Below are 15,410 nucleotides of genomic sequence, written 5' to 3' on the forward strand. Positions count from 1 at the left end.
CGCCTCTGCCACGAACAACGAACCCGCGACTACCGCGACACCCACCTCGCCGACGGCAAAACCAAGAAAGACATCCTCCGCCTCCTCAAACGAGCTCTCTGCCGCGAACTCTTCCCCCTCCTCTGCCGACCTTGACAAATAGAAGCTTCGAGATCCACACACGTCAGGAGGGCGAGCCTGCAGACCCACCCTGCTGATGACGGTGGGTCTCGATACGCCCCTGCGGGGCTACTCGACCAGCATGCACTTCCCCGCGGGCTACTCGGCCGGCATGCACATCCCTGCAGGCTGGTCAGCCGGCATGCGCATCCCTGCGGCCTACTCGATCGGCATGCACATCCCTGCAGGCTGGTCAGCCGGCATGCGCATCCCTGCGAGCTACTCGGCCGGCGTGCACATCCCTGCGGGCTGCTCAACCGGCATGACGGCGGGATCGCGTGCTCGTCCTCGTCACCTGCCGGCGGAAGGCGTCGCCGCTCGATCGCGGTGGCGGAGGGCTAGGGATTCGAACCCTAGAGACATCTCTGCCCACCAGTTTTCAAGACTGGCTCCATCGGCCGCTCGGACAGCCCTCCCTGCCGCTCCCCGCGGGGAGAGACAGTCGATGGTAACCGACGGCCCGCGCGGCGCGGGAGCGGCGGGCGCCGCGTCGGGTCAGCGCAGGTCGGCGAGGGCGACGGCGACGCCGTCCTCGTGCACACCGGGGAGGATCGCGGAGGCGACCGCGAGGACCTCGGCGGGCGCCTGCCCCATCGCCAGGCCGGCGCCGTGCTCGGCGGCCCAGGTGAGCATCTCGATGTCGTTGCGGCCGTCGCCGAGCGCGACCACGTCGCTCCGCTCGATGCCGAGGCGGTTCCGGACCAGCTCGAGCGCGGTCGACTTGTTGACGCCGTGCGGGGCGATGTCGAGCCAGGCGGTCCAGCCGATGGCGTAGCTGACCTGGTGCAGGCCCATCCGCTCGACGAGCTCGGTGAACTCCTCGATGCCGGTGCCGGGCGAGATGACGACCACGCGGGTGGACTGCACGCCCAGCAGCTCCTCGAACGGGACGTGCACCGTCTCGGCGCCCATCACCGCTCCGCCGGGGAAGGCCTCGGTGTAGGAGAAGGCGCCGTCGGCGTCCTCGACGGCGTAGTGCGCGTCGGGCAGGTGCCGGCGGATGGTCTCGAGGACCTCGGTGGGGTCGAAGGTCTCGACGACGTCGGGGCGGTAGCCGCCCTCCGCCTCGGGGTCGCGGCGCAGGGTGACGGCGCCGTTGCAGCAGATGACGAACTCCGGAGCGATGCCCAGGCGCGCGACCACGGGCAGCGTGGTCGACGGCGAGCGGCCGGTCGCGAGCATGACCTCGTCGCCCTGGGCGACCACCCGCGTGATCGCGTCGACGACCGCGTCGGTGATGGTGCCGTCCTCGTGCATGACGGTGCCGTCGATGTCGAGGGCGATGAGGCGGCGGCCGGCGCTCATGCGGTGCGGACCGGCTCGAGGACCTCGAGGCCGCCCAGGTGCGGGCGCAGCGCCTCGGGGACGAGCACCGAGCCGTCGGCCTGCTGGTGCGTCTCGAGCAGGGCGACGATCCAGCGGGTGGTCGCCAGCGTGCCGTTCAGGGTGGCGACGGGCGCCGTCTTGCCCGACTCGGTGCGGTACCGGGTGTCGAGGCGGCGGGCCTGGAAGGTGGTGCAGTTCGAGGTCGACGTCAGCTCGCGGTAGGCGTCCTGGGTGGGCACCCAGGCCTCGACGTCGAACTTGCGCGCGGCGCTCTGGCCGAGGTCGCCCGCGGCGACGTCGATGACGCGGTAGTGCAGGCCGAGGCTCTGCAGCACGCCCTCCTGGTGGGCGAGCAGGCGCGCGTGCTCCGCCTCCGCGTCCTCGGGCAGCGTGTAGACGAACATCTCGAGCTTGTTGAACTGGTGCACCCGGATGATGCCGCGGGTGTCGCGCCCGCCCGAGCCGGCCTCGCGGCGGTAGCAGGTGCTCCAGCCGGCGTAGCGCTTCGCGCCGCCCGCGAGATCCAGGATCTCGTCGGCGTGGTAGCCGGCGAGCGCCACCTCGCTGGTGCCGGTGAGGTAGAGGTCGTCGTCGCGGAGGCGGTACACCTCGTCGTCGTGCTCACCGAGGAAGCCGGTGCCGTCCATGATCTCGGGGCGCACCAGCGTCGGCGTGATCAGCGGGGTGAAGCCGGCCTCGAGGGCGCGCTCCAGGCCGAGGTTCATCAGCGCGATCTCGAGACGGGCGACGAGGCCCTTGAGGAAGTAGAAGCGCGCGCCGCTGACCTTCGCGCCGCGCTGCATGTCGATGCCGTCGAGCAGCTCGCCGATCTCGAGGTGGTCGCGGGGCGCGAAGTCGAAGACCGGGCGCTCACCCACGGTGCGCACGAGCTCGAACTTGTCCTCGCCACCGGCGGGAACGCCGTCGATGATCGGGTTGGCCAGCCGCTTCACGAGCGAGCCGAAGCGCTCGTCGGCCTCGGCGGCCTCCTGCTGCGCCTGCTTGGCGGCGGCGGCGAGGCGCTGCGCCTCGGCGACCAGGGCCGCCTTCTCGTCCTTCGGCGCCTTCGCGACGGTCTTGCCGAAGGCGTTCTGCTCGGCGCGGAGGCGCTCGGCCTCGGTGATCGCGGCCCGGCGTGCGCGGTCGGCCTCGAGGGCGTCGTCGACGAGCTCGACGGAGTCGCCGCGCGCCTCCTGCGAGCGCTTGAGGACGTCCGGGTTCTCGCGGAGAAGTACGGGATCAATCACCCCAGCAGTTTAGAGGGGCCGGGAGGCGCGCCTGAGGATCGGCCGGGCGGACCGAACCGGCGGGGCCGGGGCTGCGAACCACTTCTGCGCCACCTCCCCCGACGGACGGCGCCGGCCCCCTCCGTTCCCCCGCGAGAGGGTCGCAGCTCTCCACCGCAGCTCCCGACCTCACCCCGAGAGGCCCCGCCATGACTCCCCGACCCCCGACCGTGCGCGTCGAGCGCTCCGGCCCCGTCGCCCGCCTGATCCTCGACCGGCCCGACGATCTCAACGCGCTCGACCTCGACACGGCTCTGCAGCTGGTGCGCGCCCTGATCACGCTGAACGCCGACGCGGGCTGCACCGTCCTCGTCGTCGAGTCCGCGGGTCGCGCGTTCTGCACCGGCGGCGACGTCTCGGCGATCCTGGGCGCCGACCGGCCCGACCAGTACCTCCGCGACCTCGCAACGACCGCGGGCGAGGCCTTCCGCCTCCTCGGCGAGAGCAGCGCCGTCGTCGTCTGCGCGATCGACGGCATCACCGCGGGAGCCGGGATCGCCTTCGCGCTCGCCGCCGACATCGTCGTCGCGACGCCCGCCGCCACCTTCGTCAGCGCCTACGGCGACGTCGGGCTGGTGCCGGACTGCGGCGTCACGGCGACCCTGCCCGCGACGATCGGCCGCCGCCGCGCCCTGGACTTCGTGCTCTCCGGCCGCTCGGTCCGCGCCGCCGAGGCGCTCGAGTGGCAGCTGGTCACCGAGGTCGTCCCCCGCGCCGAGCTCGCGGCCCGCGTCGACGAGCGCGTCCGAGCGCTCGCGGCCCGCCCGCCGCTGGTGGCCGCCGCCGCCAAGCGACTGCTGACCACCGAGCCGCTCGACCTGCGCGAGCGGATCGAGGAGGAGACCGACACCCTCGTCGAGCTGCTCTCCACCGAGCGCACCCGCGCGCTGCTCGAGGCCGAGCACGAGCGGCAGCAGCGCCGCCGGGCCCGCAGCAGCATCGCGGCCTGACCGGTGACCCCCGTCAGGACCGGGCGACGAGCCCGCCGAGATCGCGGATCGACGCCGCCCCCGACTGCTGCAGCATGACCCGGAACTCGCGGTCGAGGAGTCCGAGCAGCCCGGCGACCTCGTCGGCGCCGCCCACGGCGAGCGCCCACATCAGCGGCCGCCCGACGAAGACCGCGCGGGCCCCGAGCGCGAGCGCCGCGAGCACGTGCCGACCCGTGCGCACCCCGCTGTCGATGTAGACCTCGGCGTCGGCGCCGACCGCGTCGACCACCTCGGCGAGCGCCCCGACCGCGGTGATCGAGCCGTCCATCCACCGGCCGCCGTGCGTCGAGACGACGACCCCGGAGGCGCCCGCGTCGACCGCGCGACGGGCGTCCTCGCCGCGCAGCACGCCCTTCACCAGGACCGGCAGACCGCTGACCGAGCGGAGCCGGCCGATGTCGTCGAGTCCCGGGTTCGGCACGGGACGGCCGAGGACCAGGGCGCGCTCCTGCTCGGTCAGATTGCCGAGCCTCGCCTTGCCGGGGATCTCCGGCCAGGTCAGCGGCTCGATGCCGGGGCGCTCGCCGCGCAGCACCGGCATCTCGACCGTGAGCATCAGAGCGCGGGCGCCGTGCTCAGCGGCCCGCTCGACGAGCGCGTGCGTCACGTCGCGGTCCGCGAGCAGGTAGACCTGGAACCACCACGGCGCGCCCGCCGTGGCGATCCGCTCGAAGGGCAGCGCCGTGTTCGTCGAGACGCCGAGGAGGGTGCCGGCGCGCGCCGCCGCCTCCGCCATCGCGATCTCGCCGCGCGGATCCGCCGCGTTCTGCTGCGCCATCGGCGCGATCAGCACGGGGCCCCGCACCTCGGTGCCGAGGACCGAGGTCGTGGTGCCGCCGTCGAGCTCGCCTCGCAGCGCCGCCGGCCGGAAGCGGATCGCGTCCCAGGCCGCGAGGTCGGCGTCGCGCTCCGAGCGGCCGCCCGCGACGGCGCCGTAGTAGTCGGCGACGAACCAGGGCAGCACCTCGCGGGCGCGCTCCTCCAGCTCGGCGACGAGTCGGCGGGTCGGTGCGCTGTCGGCTGTCATGGGCGGCCTCCCCTTCGAGGGCGCCGGTGCGGCGCGGGGGCGGGGCCGGGAGGCTCCGCCGCGGCTCGACTGTACCCGCGAGCGCCGCCCTGCGATCGGAGAGGCGCCGCGCTGCCTTCTCGGCTACGGTGGTCCCTGCGAAGGGGAGTAGTTCCCACCGTCCGCCGAGCGGACGACGAGGCGCGTCGACATGCTGGTCCGGAGAGTCCCGGACCCGGCACGCCACCCGGATCCTCGCGGAACCGGGCGAACGAGACCTTCGGCCAGTCGACACGTGTCCTGGCCGGTCCTCTCGCGCGGGTCGGCCGGGGTGCCGAAGCCCAGGAGATCCCATGGCGACCACCGCCCGAGACACCCCTTCCTCCCCCACTCCCGTGCAGATCCGCCGCTGGCGGCGCTACCTCGCCGACGAGCTGGCCGAGGCCGCGAGCTATCGCGATCTCGCCGAACGCCGCTCCGGCGAGGAGCGCGAGATCCTGCTCGCCCTGGCCGCCGCTGAGGGCCGGCACGAGGAGCACTGGCGCGAGCTGCTCGGGCCGGCCGCCGAGCCGCAGCCCCGGCCGGACCTGCGCACGCGGCTGCTCGGCTTCCTGACCCGGCAGTTCGGCTCGGTCTTCGTCCTCGCGCTGATCCAGCGCGCCGAGGCCCGCTCGCCGTATGCCGACGACGACGATGCGACGGAGGCGATGGCCGCCGACGAGCGGATCCACGGCGAGGTCGTCCGCGGGCTCGCCGAGCGCGGCCGCAATCGGCTCTCGGGCACCTTCCGCGCGGCGGTGTTCGGCGCCAACGACGGTCTGGTCTCGAACCTGGCGCTCGTCCTCGGCGTCGGCGCGAGCGGAGTCGGCACCGGGGTCGTCCTGTTCACCGGCATCGCCGGGCTGCTCGCGGGCGCGCTCTCGATGGGCGCCGGCGAGTTCGTCTCGGTGCGCTCGCAGCGCGAGCTGCTCTCCGCCTCCTCCCCCGACCTCGACACCAACCACGTCGTCCCCGACCTCGACGTCGACGCCAACGAGCTCTCGCTCGTCTACCGCGCCCGCGGGCTCTCGCAGGAGGACGCGGACGCCCGCGCGGCCCGGGTCTTCGCGGGACTGCGCGGCGGCGCGGCGCCGACCTCGCCGATCACCATCGGCGGAGTGAAGGCCGACCCGTCGGTCGACGAGTACGAGTCGATCGGCACCGGCATGGGCGCGGCGCTGTCGAGCTTCTGCTTCTTCGCCTCGGGAGCGATCATCCCGGTCCTGCCGTACCTGCTCGGGATGTCCGGGCTGGCCGCGGTGGTCCTCGCATCGGTCCTCGTCGGCCTGGCGCTGCTCGCGACCGGCGCGATCGTCGGCCTGCTCTCCGGCGCGCCGCCCCTGGCGCGCGCCCTGCGCCAGCTCGGCATCGGCTACGGTGCGGCGCTCGTCACCTACCTGCTCGGGCTGCTGTTCGGCGCGTCGGGGGTGTAGAGAGGTTCGCACGGGAAGTGCCGGCGACGATGGGTCTCGATACGCCCCTGCGGGGCTACTCGACCAGCATGGCTGCGGCCGTCTCTTCCAAGGAGATCCCCTCTCCGCCGGAGGTGCGGGCGTCAGACGGTCGTCGCCTCGGACTCGGTCTCGACGTCGTCGGAGGGCGCCTGCTTCGCGGGCCTGGACCGCCAGCGCAGTGCTGCGACGCCCATCGCCAGCAGCAGCGCGAACGGCAGGCTGCCCAGCAGCGGGATCGAGGCGTAGTAGGTGATCTGGCGCTGGATCCACTCCGGTGACGGGGTGTCGGAGTCGCCGTAGTACGACGCGGGCGGCGAGGAGTAGCCGCTGTAGAGCAGCGCGACGCCGAGCACGCTGCCGGCCAGCCCCGCGAGCAGCAGGGCGAGCAGCCAGGGGTTCCGCCAGAGCGGCGCTGACGGCTCCACGGCGACCTCGACGCGGCGGACGGACGTCTCCTCGGGCGCGGGATCGGCGAACGGCTCCCGGTCCAGTGCCGCGTCCGAGGGCAGCCGGGCGGGTGCGCTGATCGGAGTGCCGCTCTCGGCCGCCCGCCGCGAGCGCCGGCTGTCGGCCGTGGTCGCGATGTCGGCGAGCGCGGGCGGCCGCCGACGCGCGATCCCCTCCGGTGCCGTCACCGGCCGGGCGAACGCGCGCTCGTCGCCGCGCACCCGGTCCACTCCCCCGGCGAAACCCCGCTGAAAGGCGGCGTCGTACCGCGGATCGACGCGCTCGCGCTCGGCTCCGCCTCGTTCAGTCATCGTCGACCTCCGGTTCGCTGCCGAGGATCCCGCGCAGCCAGTCGCGGGCCTCGATGAACACCTCGTCGTCGTAGCGTCGCACGTACGAGACCGGACGGCGATCCGCACGGGGATACGAGCCGAGGAAGATCACCCGCGGACTGAAGCGGCGGAGCCCCAGAAGGGCGTCGGCGACCCGCTCGTCGTGCACGTGGCCGTCGAGGTCGATGACGAAGCGGTAGCGGCCGAGGGCGTCGCCGATGGGCCGCGACTGGATCATGCTCAGGTTCACTCCGCGGGTCGCGAACTGCTCCAGCATGTCGAGCAGCGCTCCCGGGGCGTCGGAGGGCAGCTCGACGATCAGGCTGGTCTTGTCGGCGCCGGTGGCCTCGGGCAGCTCCCGCGAGCGGGAGACGTGGACGAAGCGGGTGACCGCGTTCGGGTTGTCGCCGATCCGCTCCGCGAGAACCTCGACGTCGTGGTGGGCGACGATGCCCGGCGGCGCGATCGCGGCCTGCGCGGGCGAGCCCGCGAGCAGGTCGATCGTGGCCTGCACGTTGCTCGACGCCGGCAGGTGCTCGTGGCTCGGGATCGTCCGGTCGAGCCACCCGCGGCACTGGCCGTAGGCGACCGGGTGCGCGGCGACGATCCGCACGTCCTCGAGCCGCGCGCCCGGGCGGCCGACCAGGATGAACGACACCGGCACGAGGTACTCGCCGACGATCCGCACGCCCGGGATCCGCGCCAGCGCGTCCTGCGCGGCCGTCACCCCGCCCTCGACCGAGTTCTCGATCGCGATCACCGCGCCGTCGCTGCGCCCAGAGACCAGGTCGTCGAGCGCCTCGCCGACGTTCCCGACGCTCCGCCAGACGTGCCCGCGCGCCTCGGGCACCTGCGCGAGCGCCGCCTCCGTGAACGTGCCGGAGGGCCCGAGATAGCTGTAGGTGCGGGGGGCGGGGGCGGTGTCGGGGACACCGTCGGAGGCGCGGTCGGGCATGGCGGACAGCCTAGCCAGCGCCTGTCCAGCCGGTATCGCGGCCCCGGCGCGACTGCCACTATGGACCCCATGACCGATCGCGCAGGGAAGCCGGCAGAGGCCTCCGATCTCATCGACGTCGAGGCCCTCGTGAGGGCGTACTACGAGAAGAAGCCGGACGTGTCCGACCCCTTGCAGAAGGTGGTCTTCGGCACCTCCGGGCATCGCGGCTCGTCGTTCGACACCGCCTTCAACGAGGACCACATCGCGGCGGTGACCCAGGCCATCGTCGAGTACCGGACGAACGAGGGCATCACCGGGCCGCTCTTCATCGGCGCCGACACCCACGGCCTCTCGCGCCCCGCGCTGACGACGGCGCTCGAGGTGCTGGTCGCCAACGAGGTGCGCGTGCTCGTCGACGAGTTCGACGACTACGTGCCGACCCCGGCGCTCAGCCACGCGATCCTCCGCTACAACAACGACCCGTCGCACACCGACCGGGCCGACGGCATCGTGGTCACCCCCTCGCACAACCCGCCCCGCGACGGCGGCTTCAAGTACAACCCGCCGCACGGCGGCCCCGCCGACTCCGACGCCACCGCCTGGATCGCGAACCGCGCCAACGAGCTGATCGCCGACGGCAACCGCGACGTGAAGTCGGCCGAGCCGAGCGCCGTCGAGACCTACGACTACCGCACCCACTACGTCGCTGACCTGAAGAACATCATCGACATCGACGCGATCAAGAAGGCCGGGGTGAAGATCGGAGCCGACCCGCTGGGCGGCGCCTCGGTGCACTACTGGCAGCTGATCGCCGAGATGTACGAGCTCGACCTGACGGTCGTCAACGGCGAGGTCGACCCGGCCTGGGGCTTCATGACCCTCGACTGGGACGAGAAGATCCGGATGGACCCGTCCTCCCCCAGCGCGATGGCCTCGGTCGTCGCCCGGGCCGGCGACTACGACATCCTCACCGGCAACGACGCCGACGCCGACCGCCACGGCATCGTCACGCCCGATGGCGGCCTGATGAACCCCAACCACTACCTGGCGGTCGCGATCGACTACCTGTACCGCCACCGCTCCGGTTGGCGCGAGGACGCGGCGATCGGCAAGACGCTGGTGTCGTCCTCGATCATCGACCGGGTCGCGGAGTCGCTCGGCCGCCGCCTCTGGGAGGTGCCGGTCGGCTTCAAGTGGTTCGTGCCCGGGCTGGTCGACGGCTCGGTCGGCTTCGGCGGCGAGGAGTCGGCGGGTGCGTCGTTCCTCCGCTTCGACGGGACCGTCTGGACCACCGACAAGGACGGCATCCTGCTGGCGCTGCTCGCCTCGGAGATCGTCGCCGTCACGGGCAAGAGCCCCTCGGCGCTGTACCGCGAGCTGACCGAGCGCTTCGGCGACCCGGTCTACGAGCGCGTCGACGCGGTGGCCACGAAGGCTCAGAAGGCGGCGCTGGGCAAGCTCGACGGCGACGCTATCTCGGCGACCACCCTGGCCGGCGAGGAGATCGTCGCCAAGCTCTCGAAGGCCCCCGGCAACGACGCGGCGGTCGGCGGCGTCAAGGTCGTCACCGAGAACGCGTGGTTCGCCGCGCGCCCCTCCGGCACCGAGGACGTCTACAAGATCTACGCCGAGTCCTTCCGCGGCCTCGACCACCTGCACGAGGTGCAGGCCGAGGCCCGCACCATCGTCGACGCCGCCCTGGGCTCCTAGCCCGCGCGCCGCCCGCGGCTCGCTACCGCTGAGTCGCCCGAGAAGGCTCGTTCCCCACCCCGGGAACGAGCCTTCTCGGGCGAGTCAGTGCTGCAGCGCCGCGCGCACCTGGGCGACGACGGAGGCGAGGTCGGCGAGGTCGTCGCCGGTGAGCTCGATCACGGTCCAGCCGGCCGCGCGGAGGCGGCGGGCGCGGGCGACGTCCCTGCGCCACTGGCCGGGCTCCGAGCGGTGGTAGTCGCCGTGGTACTCGATGATCAGGCGGGCCGTGGCGATGCACAGGTCGACCCGACCGAGGAAGGCGCCCGATTCGTCACGGATCTCGACGTTCGCCTCGAGACCCTGGATGCCTGCGAGCACGAGCGCGACGCGGACCTGCGACTCGGGCCGCGACTCCGCGCGGCCGTCGAGCAGCCCGAGGGCTCGACGCAGGCGCGCGATCCCGCGTCGACCCGGGTGCCGGGCGAGCGCGGCACGCAGGGACTCCTCGCCGACGAGACGCCGGTGGAGGAGATCGTCGCCGACAGCGACGAGGTCCGCCAGCTCGAGGACGGCACCGAGGTCGCACCAGGTGCGGGCCGGAGTGGTCAGCGCGCCTCGCTTGCCGAGGACGATGTCGACGTCGCGATCGACCGTGAGGCTGCGGCCCGCCAGCCCTCGCGCGTGCGGCGCCCTGGCCGGTGCGACGACGGCGACGTCCAGGACGGCGCGCTGCTCCCAGCACCGGTCGAGCGGAGCGCCCCACAGCAGCGCCGCGGTCGGCCCGCAGACGAAGACGTGGTCGCCGAGCCGGTGCTGCACCGCCGCACAGCGATCCGCGAGCGTGACGGCCGGAGCCGACGATCTGACTCCGTAGGCCGGCGACGAGAACTCCGCCGACCGCATCCGCGCCCGCGACAGCCCCGCGGCGCTCCCCTCCGCCACCCTGAAGAGGCCCTCCGGCCCGTCGCCACTCACCGCGCCATGCTGGCGCCCCTGAGCGACCCGTGCGTCGAGTTGTCCACAGGCACCACTGACTCGCCCGAGAAGGCTCGTTCTCGGGGTGGAGAACGAGCCTTCTCGGGCGACTCAGCGGGTGACGGCTACCAGCGGGGGTGGACCGTAGGGCGGAAGTGGGTGTCGTAGAGGGCGTTGACGGCCTCCATGAAGGCGGGGCCGAGGGGGGCGGCGTCCGCGGCGGTGGCGTTCGCCTTCGCCTGCTCGACGGAGCGGGCGCCGGGGATGACGGCGGTGACGCCGTCCTGCTGGATGATCCAGGCCAGCGCGGCGGCGGCGGGGGCGAGGCCGTGGTCGGCGGCCAGGAGGGAGAACTCCTGAGCGGCCTCGACGCCGGTCGCGAAGTCGACGCCGGAGAAGGTCTCGCCGACGTCGAAGGCGGAGCCGTCGCGGTTGTAGGTGCGGTGGTCGTCGGGTGCGAAGGTCGTCTCCGTCGTGTAGCGGCCGCTGAGGAGGCCGGACGCGAGCGGGACGCGCGCCAGGATCCCGACGCCGGCCTCGCGGGCCGCCGGCAGCACCGCGTCGAGCGGCTTGAGGCGGAACGCGTTCAGGATGATCTGGACGCTCGCCACGTTCGGCCGCGCGATGGCGGTGAGCGCCTCCTCCGTGCGCTCGACCGAGACGCCGTAGTGCGCGATGGCGCCCTCGTCGACCAGGGTGTCCAGTGCGTCGAAGACGGCGTCGTCGGAGTAGACGGAGGTCGGCGGGCAGTGCAGCTGCACGAGATCGAGCGTGTCGACGCCGAGGTTCGAGCGCGAGCGGTCGGTCCAGGCGCGGAAGTTGTCCAGCACGTAGTTCGCGGGGACCTGCTCGACGCGGCGGCCCATCTTCGTCGCGACGAAGACGCCCGCGTCGGGGTGCGCGGCGCGCCAGGCGCCGATGGTCCGCTCGCTGCGGCCGTCGCCGTAGACGTCGGCGGTGTCGAAGAGGGTGACGCCGGACTCCGCCGCGGCGTCGAGGATCGCGAGGGCGTCGCTCTCCGCGACGTCACCCCAGTCGGCACCGAGCTGCCAGGTTCCGAGGCCGACGACGGAGACGGGCGCACCAGTGCGGCCGAAGATTCGAGTTTCCATTCCTCCACCGTAGGTGCGGCCGGAGGATGCGAGCAGCCCCTTGCGCGTGCCCTACCGTCGGAGCATGAGCCTCGTCGTCCTCGGAAGCGCCAATCTCGATCACGTCCACCGGGTCGCCCGCATCCCCGCGCCCGGCGAGACCGTCCTCGCCCTCGACTCCCGCACCTTCCCCGGCGGCAAGGGGCTCAACCAGGCGGTCGCCGCCGCCCGCACGGTCGCGGGCAGCAGCTTCGTCACGAGCCTCGGCCGCGACGCCGCGGGCGACGAGCTCGCGGGGCTGCTGGCGGAGGAGCCGCTCGAGCTGCACGCGCGCCGCGGCGGCGAGCGCACCGGCACGGCGCAGATCACGGTGGACGACGCGGGCGAGAACGCGATCGTCGTCGACTCCGGGGCCAATGCCGCCTTCACCGACCTGACCGCGCAGGAGGAGGCGCTGATCGCCAGCGCCTCGGCGCTCCTGCTGCAGCTCGAGATCCCGGTCCCGACCGTGCTGGCGGCGGCGCGGGCCGGCCACGCGGCGGGGACCACCACGATCCTCAACGCGGCGCCGATCGGCCCGCTGCCCGAGGAGCTGCTCGCCGAGCTGGACGTGCTGATCGTCAACGAGCACGAGGCGCGCGAGCTCGGCGCGGAGCGCGGCATCGCGGCGGCGGACGACACGGCCCTCGCCGTCGCCCTCACGGCGCTCGTCCCGGTGGTGCTGGTCACCCTCGGTGCGGACGGCGTCGTGGTCGCCGTCCGCGACCAGGAGCCGGTGCGCGCACCGGCCTTCCGCGTCTCCGTCGTCGACACGACCGGCGCGGGCGACACCTTCTGCGGCGTCTTCGCGGCACGGCTCGCGAGCGGCGGCGAGAGGCTCGACGACCCGGCCGCACTGGTCGAGCTCGTCCGCTGGGCGACCGCCGCCGCGGCGATCTCGGTCACCCGGGCGGGAGCGGCGGTCTCGACGCCGACGGCCGCCGAGACGGAGGCCTTCCTCGCCGAGCACGGCGCCTAGCGGCGGCACCCTCAGCGACGACGCGCTTCAGCGTCAGTCGACGGAGGCGATCCTGACCGCGATGCGCGCGCGGCGCCCGGGGTGCTCGCGCCGGCACCACTCGCGCACCGCGGAGCCGACCGCGCGGGCGATGTCGGGCGCCGACGACTCCGCGGCGACGCAGACCTCCGCGGACACCGACACCTCGTCGCCGAGGACGCGCACGAGCACCGGCTCGGCGAAGGTGCCGCCGGAGACCGCACCGAGCGGGCCGTCGGCCGGATCGACGGTGGCGGGCGTCAGCGCGCCGGCCGCGTGCGCGAGGACGTCGCGCACCTGGCCGCGCGCCGGGACGAGCATCGCCACTCCCACGAGGGCGCGGATCTCGGCGGTGAGCACGGCGGCCGCGCTCGGCGCGGATCCGCCGAGGGCGACCGCGGGGACCAGCAGGGCCGGAGGGACGGGGATCGGCTCGGACCCGCTCACGACTCCTCCCCTCCCGGCACGTAGACGTCCTCGACGCGCACGTCGATCGTCGAGACGCGCAGCTCGGTCTGGGTGAGCAGCCGCGAGTGGATGCGCTCGCGCACCTGCTGGGCCGCGTCGGCGATCGGCACGCCCCAGAACACCGAGATCGTCACCTCGACCGCGATGTCGGCACCCGGATCGGCGACGTCGCCCTGCAGCCGGCAGCGGCCGACGAGGACTCCGGAGACGCTGTCGCCCGCCTCGCGGACGATGCCGCGGACGGCGCCCTCGGTGATCGTCAGCTCGACGTCGGGGTCGGTGCTCGCGAGCGGGATGTCGCGTCCGGCCCGCGCCTCGCGCCGCACCTGGGTGAGGATCGAGCCGAACCAGCTCTCGGTGGGCGCGGGCAGGTGCGCCGCGTCGTCGTCGATCAGCGCACCGGAGAGCGCGCGGACGCGCTCGAGGGCGCGCAGCGTGCGCCGGTGCTCCGGCGACTCCTCGATGGCGGGGTCGTAGGGCAGGCGGCCCCGGTCCAGGTAGTCGCCGAGCTCGTCGATGCCGATCGCGTCGGCGGAGCCGTCGTCCGGCTCGGCGTCGGCGTCGTCCGCGACCAGCGGCACGGGCAGCGGCAGCACGGCGTCCTCGCCGGTGCCGGGCAGGCCGGGCGTCCCGCCGGGCGTCTCGTCCGGGATCATCGCGCCGACTCCTTCATCGCGCCGACTCCTTCTCCGCGGGCCCTCATCGCCAGTCCTCCATCGCCACGACCAGCGACTCCCGTGCTCGGGCGAGCTTGCCGCGGACGGCGGTGGCGGTGATGCCGAGGTGCTCGGCGATCTCACTGTACGACTCGCCGCCGACCTCGCGGAGCAGCCAGCACTGCCGCTGGGTCTCGGGCAGCTCGGCCAGCGCCTGGGCGAGAGCGCGCATCGCGTCGCTCTGCTCGACCGACTCGAACGGCCCGGGCTCGCGCGCCGGCGGGTGCTCGACGGCGTCGACGTCGTCGACCGGCTTGCGCTGGCGGAGCAGGTCGACGCTGGAGCGGCTGACGATCCGCATCATCCAGCTCCGCACGCTCGCCGGCTCCTGGAGCTGCGGGAGCTGGGCCCAGACGGTGATCAGCGCGTTCTGCACCGCGTCGGAGGCGTCCGCCTGCGAGCCGGTCAGCCGCCAGGCGTAGGCGCGGAGGATCGACTGGTGCCGCTTGACCAGCACCTCGAACGCGCGGACGTCGCCCTCGGCGGAGCGCTCGGCGAGGAGCGCGTCGCTCGCCGTCTCCAGACCGGGCATGGGACTCCTCCAGCGGGCACCGGCTCGAGCCGGCATCGACCATCAGGTGACTATCAGGAAAAACTCCGGATCGCACCGTGACGAATCCCCGTCGGGCTCCGTCTCACTCATGAAAGCACAGCCCGACGGGAAATCCGCCGGACTCCCCGACCCCGGCCGCGCACCACCAGCGGCCGACGACACGCACAGGAGTCACCATGAGCGACAGCACGCGCACCCCCGCCACCCCCGTTACCCCCACCGCCCCCCGCGTCGACAAGGCGTCGGTCGACACCGTCACCAGCCTCGGCAACAGCGCCGCCTCGGGCACGGCCCAGGGCCGCACCGTCATCGACGACGCCGTGATCGCCAAGGTCGCCGGCATCGCCGCGCGCCAGGTGCCCGGCGTCTTCGCCCTCGGCAACAACGCCGCCCGTGCCTTCGGCGCGATCCGCTCGGCCGTCGGCGGCAACGACCACGCCCAGGGCGTCAGCGTCGAGGTCGGCGAGACCCAGGTCGCCGCCGACGTCACCCTCGTCGTCGAGTACCCGGTGCCGATGCAGTCGGTCGCCGACCAGGTCCGCGCCGCGGTCTCCGAGGCCATCACCGAGCTCGTCGGCATGTCCGTCGCCGAGATCAACGTCGCCATCGTCGACGTGCACATCCCCGGTGAGGACAAGGGCGACACCGAGACCGAGAGCCGCGTCCGATGAGCGAACCCCGCACCCCCGCCCCCGCCCCGGCCGGCCGCAGCACCACGCTCGGCCTCGTCGTCGGCGCGATCCTCGCCTTCGCCTCCCTGCTCTTCGGCTTCTGGGGCTTCGTCCTCACCGCCGTGTTCATGGCGCTCGGCGTCCTGATCGCGCGGATGCTGGACGGCTCGCTCGACGTGCGCAGCCTCGTGGACGTGTTCCGCGGCCGCACCACCTCCCGCTAGGAGTCG

At 73.5% G+C, this 15,410-nt stretch carries 16 protein-coding genes and 1 tRNA gene; 6 read left to right on the forward strand and 11 right to left on the reverse strand.

Translation table 11 applies throughout. The features are described from left to right. Nucleotides 1-487 precede the first annotated feature (487 nt). The 3 genes from EDF43_RS00005 to serS all read right to left on the reverse strand — a co-directional run bounded on the left by EDF43_RS00005 (nucleotide 488) and on the right by serS (nucleotide 2,732). Nucleotides 488-575 (reverse strand) — tRNA-Ser (locus EDF43_RS00005). A gap of 79 nt (nucleotides 576-654) precedes the next feature. Next, a complete protein-coding gene (locus EDF43_RS00010; protein ID WP_123734998.1) occupies nucleotides 655-1,464 on the reverse strand; it encodes an HAD family hydrolase in 810 nt (269 codons plus the stop codon). Beyond that, entirely contained in the window at nucleotides 1,461-2,732 is a 1,272-nt protein-coding gene (gene serS, locus EDF43_RS00015) for a serine--tRNA ligase (protein WP_132434677.1), read from the reverse strand. Before serS ends, EDF43_RS00010 begins: the two co-directional genes overlap by 4 nt. Before the next feature lie 188 nt (nucleotides 2,733-2,920). Here serS and EDF43_RS00020 point away from each other — a divergent pair, with 188 nt between their 5' ends. Beyond that, nucleotides 2,921-3,721: an enoyl-CoA hydratase/isomerase family protein gene (locus EDF43_RS00020; RefSeq protein ID WP_132434679.1), complete on the forward strand. Its 801-nt coding sequence runs from the start codon at nucleotides 2,921-2,923 to the stop codon at nucleotides 3,719-3,721. A 13-nt stretch (nucleotides 3,722-3,734) separates the two neighbouring features. Here the strand turns inward: EDF43_RS00020 and EDF43_RS00025 are convergent, their stop codons facing one another. Then, complete coding sequence (locus tag EDF43_RS00025; protein ID WP_132434681.1) at nucleotides 3,735-4,790, reverse strand: alpha-hydroxy-acid oxidizing protein; 1,056 nt, start codon at nucleotides 4,788-4,790, stop codon at nucleotides 3,735-3,737. Nucleotides 4,791-5,122: 332 nt separating this feature from the next. On the opposite strand from EDF43_RS00025, the gene EDF43_RS00030 reads away from it, so the two are divergent. Further along, nucleotides 5,123-6,241 (forward strand): VIT1/CCC1 transporter family protein, encoded by a 1,119-nt coding sequence (locus EDF43_RS00030; RefSeq protein WP_123445000.1) that lies wholly within the window; start codon nucleotides 5,123-5,125, stop codon nucleotides 6,239-6,241. A gap of 122 nt (nucleotides 6,242-6,363) precedes the next feature. On the opposite strand, the gene EDF43_RS00035 is transcribed toward EDF43_RS00030, so the two are convergent. Together EDF43_RS00035 and pheA are read right to left on the reverse strand one after the other, a co-directional pair. After that, nucleotides 6,364-7,020, reverse strand: coding sequence for a hypothetical protein (locus EDF43_RS00035; RefSeq protein WP_132434683.1), 657 nt, complete (start codon nucleotides 7,018-7,020; stop codon nucleotides 6,364-6,366). Further along, nucleotides 7,013-7,996 carry a prephenate dehydratase gene (pheA, locus tag EDF43_RS00040; RefSeq protein WP_132434685.1) on the reverse strand — a complete coding sequence of 328 codons (984 nt, stop codon included), beginning with the start codon at nucleotides 7,994-7,996 and terminating at the stop codon, nucleotides 7,013-7,015. The genes EDF43_RS00035 and pheA overlap by 8 nt, the downstream gene beginning before the upstream one ends. Before the next feature lie 69 nt (nucleotides 7,997-8,065). Here pheA and pgm point away from each other — a divergent pair, with 69 nt between their 5' ends. Next, nucleotides 8,066-9,688, forward strand: coding sequence for a phosphoglucomutase (alpha-D-glucose-1,6-bisphosphate-dependent) (pgm, locus tag EDF43_RS00045; protein WP_132434687.1), 1,623 nt, complete (start codon nucleotides 8,066-8,068; stop codon nucleotides 9,686-9,688). Between the two features lie 84 nt (nucleotides 9,689-9,772). Here the strand turns inward: pgm and EDF43_RS00050 are convergent, their stop codons facing one another. Both EDF43_RS00050 and EDF43_RS00055 read right to left on the reverse strand, forming a co-directional pair. Next, nucleotides 9,773-10,645, reverse strand: coding sequence for a DUF559 domain-containing protein (locus EDF43_RS00050; protein WP_132434689.1), 873 nt, complete (start codon nucleotides 10,643-10,645; stop codon nucleotides 9,773-9,775). A gap of 125 nt (nucleotides 10,646-10,770) precedes the next feature. Next, a complete protein-coding gene (locus tag EDF43_RS00055) occupies nucleotides 10,771-11,757 on the reverse strand; it encodes an aldo/keto reductase (RefSeq protein WP_123734990.1) in 987 nt (328 codons plus the stop codon). A gap of 64 nt (nucleotides 11,758-11,821) precedes the next feature. Between EDF43_RS00055 and EDF43_RS00060 the strand changes: the two genes are divergently transcribed. Next, nucleotides 11,822-12,754 carry a ribokinase gene (locus tag EDF43_RS00060; RefSeq protein WP_123734989.1) on the forward strand — a complete coding sequence of 311 codons (933 nt, stop codon included), beginning with the start codon at nucleotides 11,822-11,824 and terminating at the stop codon, nucleotides 12,752-12,754. A 33-nt stretch (nucleotides 12,755-12,787) separates the two neighbouring features. Here EDF43_RS00060 and EDF43_RS00065 read toward each other — a convergent pair whose 3' ends face one another. From EDF43_RS00065 to EDF43_RS00075, 3 genes are read right to left on the reverse strand one after another with little or no spacing between them, the layout of a single operon-like run. Then, a complete protein-coding gene (locus tag EDF43_RS00065; protein ID WP_123734988.1) occupies nucleotides 12,788-13,219 on the reverse strand; it encodes a hypothetical protein in 432 nt (143 codons plus the stop codon). After that, nucleotides 13,216-13,896 carry an Asp23/Gls24 family envelope stress response protein gene (locus EDF43_RS00070; protein ID WP_132434691.1) on the reverse strand — a complete coding sequence of 227 codons (681 nt, stop codon included), beginning with the start codon at nucleotides 13,894-13,896 and terminating at the stop codon, nucleotides 13,216-13,218. The genes EDF43_RS00065 and EDF43_RS00070 overlap by 4 nt, the downstream gene beginning before the upstream one ends. A 43-nt stretch (nucleotides 13,897-13,939) precedes the next feature. After that, entirely contained in the window at nucleotides 13,940-14,488 is a 549-nt protein-coding gene (locus tag EDF43_RS00075) for a sigma-70 family RNA polymerase sigma factor (RefSeq protein WP_123444992.1), read from the reverse strand. A 197-nt stretch (nucleotides 14,489-14,685) separates the two neighbouring features. Here EDF43_RS00075 and EDF43_RS00080 point away from each other — a divergent pair, with 197 nt between their 5' ends. Both EDF43_RS00080 and EDF43_RS00085 read left to right on the forward strand, forming a co-directional pair. After that, the gene (locus EDF43_RS00080; RefSeq protein WP_123734986.1) at nucleotides 14,686-15,180 is read left to right on the forward strand and encodes an Asp23/Gls24 family envelope stress response protein; all 495 of its coding nucleotides are present in this window, start codon (nucleotides 14,686-14,688) and stop codon (nucleotides 15,178-15,180) included. Next, nucleotides 15,177-15,404, forward strand: a complete 228-nt coding sequence (locus EDF43_RS00085) for a DUF2273 domain-containing protein (protein ID WP_123734985.1) — start codon at nucleotides 15,177-15,179, stop codon at nucleotides 15,402-15,404. Before EDF43_RS00080 ends, EDF43_RS00085 begins: the two co-directional genes overlap by 4 nt. Nucleotides 15,405-15,410: the final 6 nt, after the last annotated feature.

The sequence above is a fragment of the Rathayibacter sp. PhB179 genome (assembly GCF_004345345.1).
GTDB lineage: Bacteria > Actinomycetota > Actinomycetes > Actinomycetales > Microbacteriaceae > Rathayibacter > Rathayibacter festucae.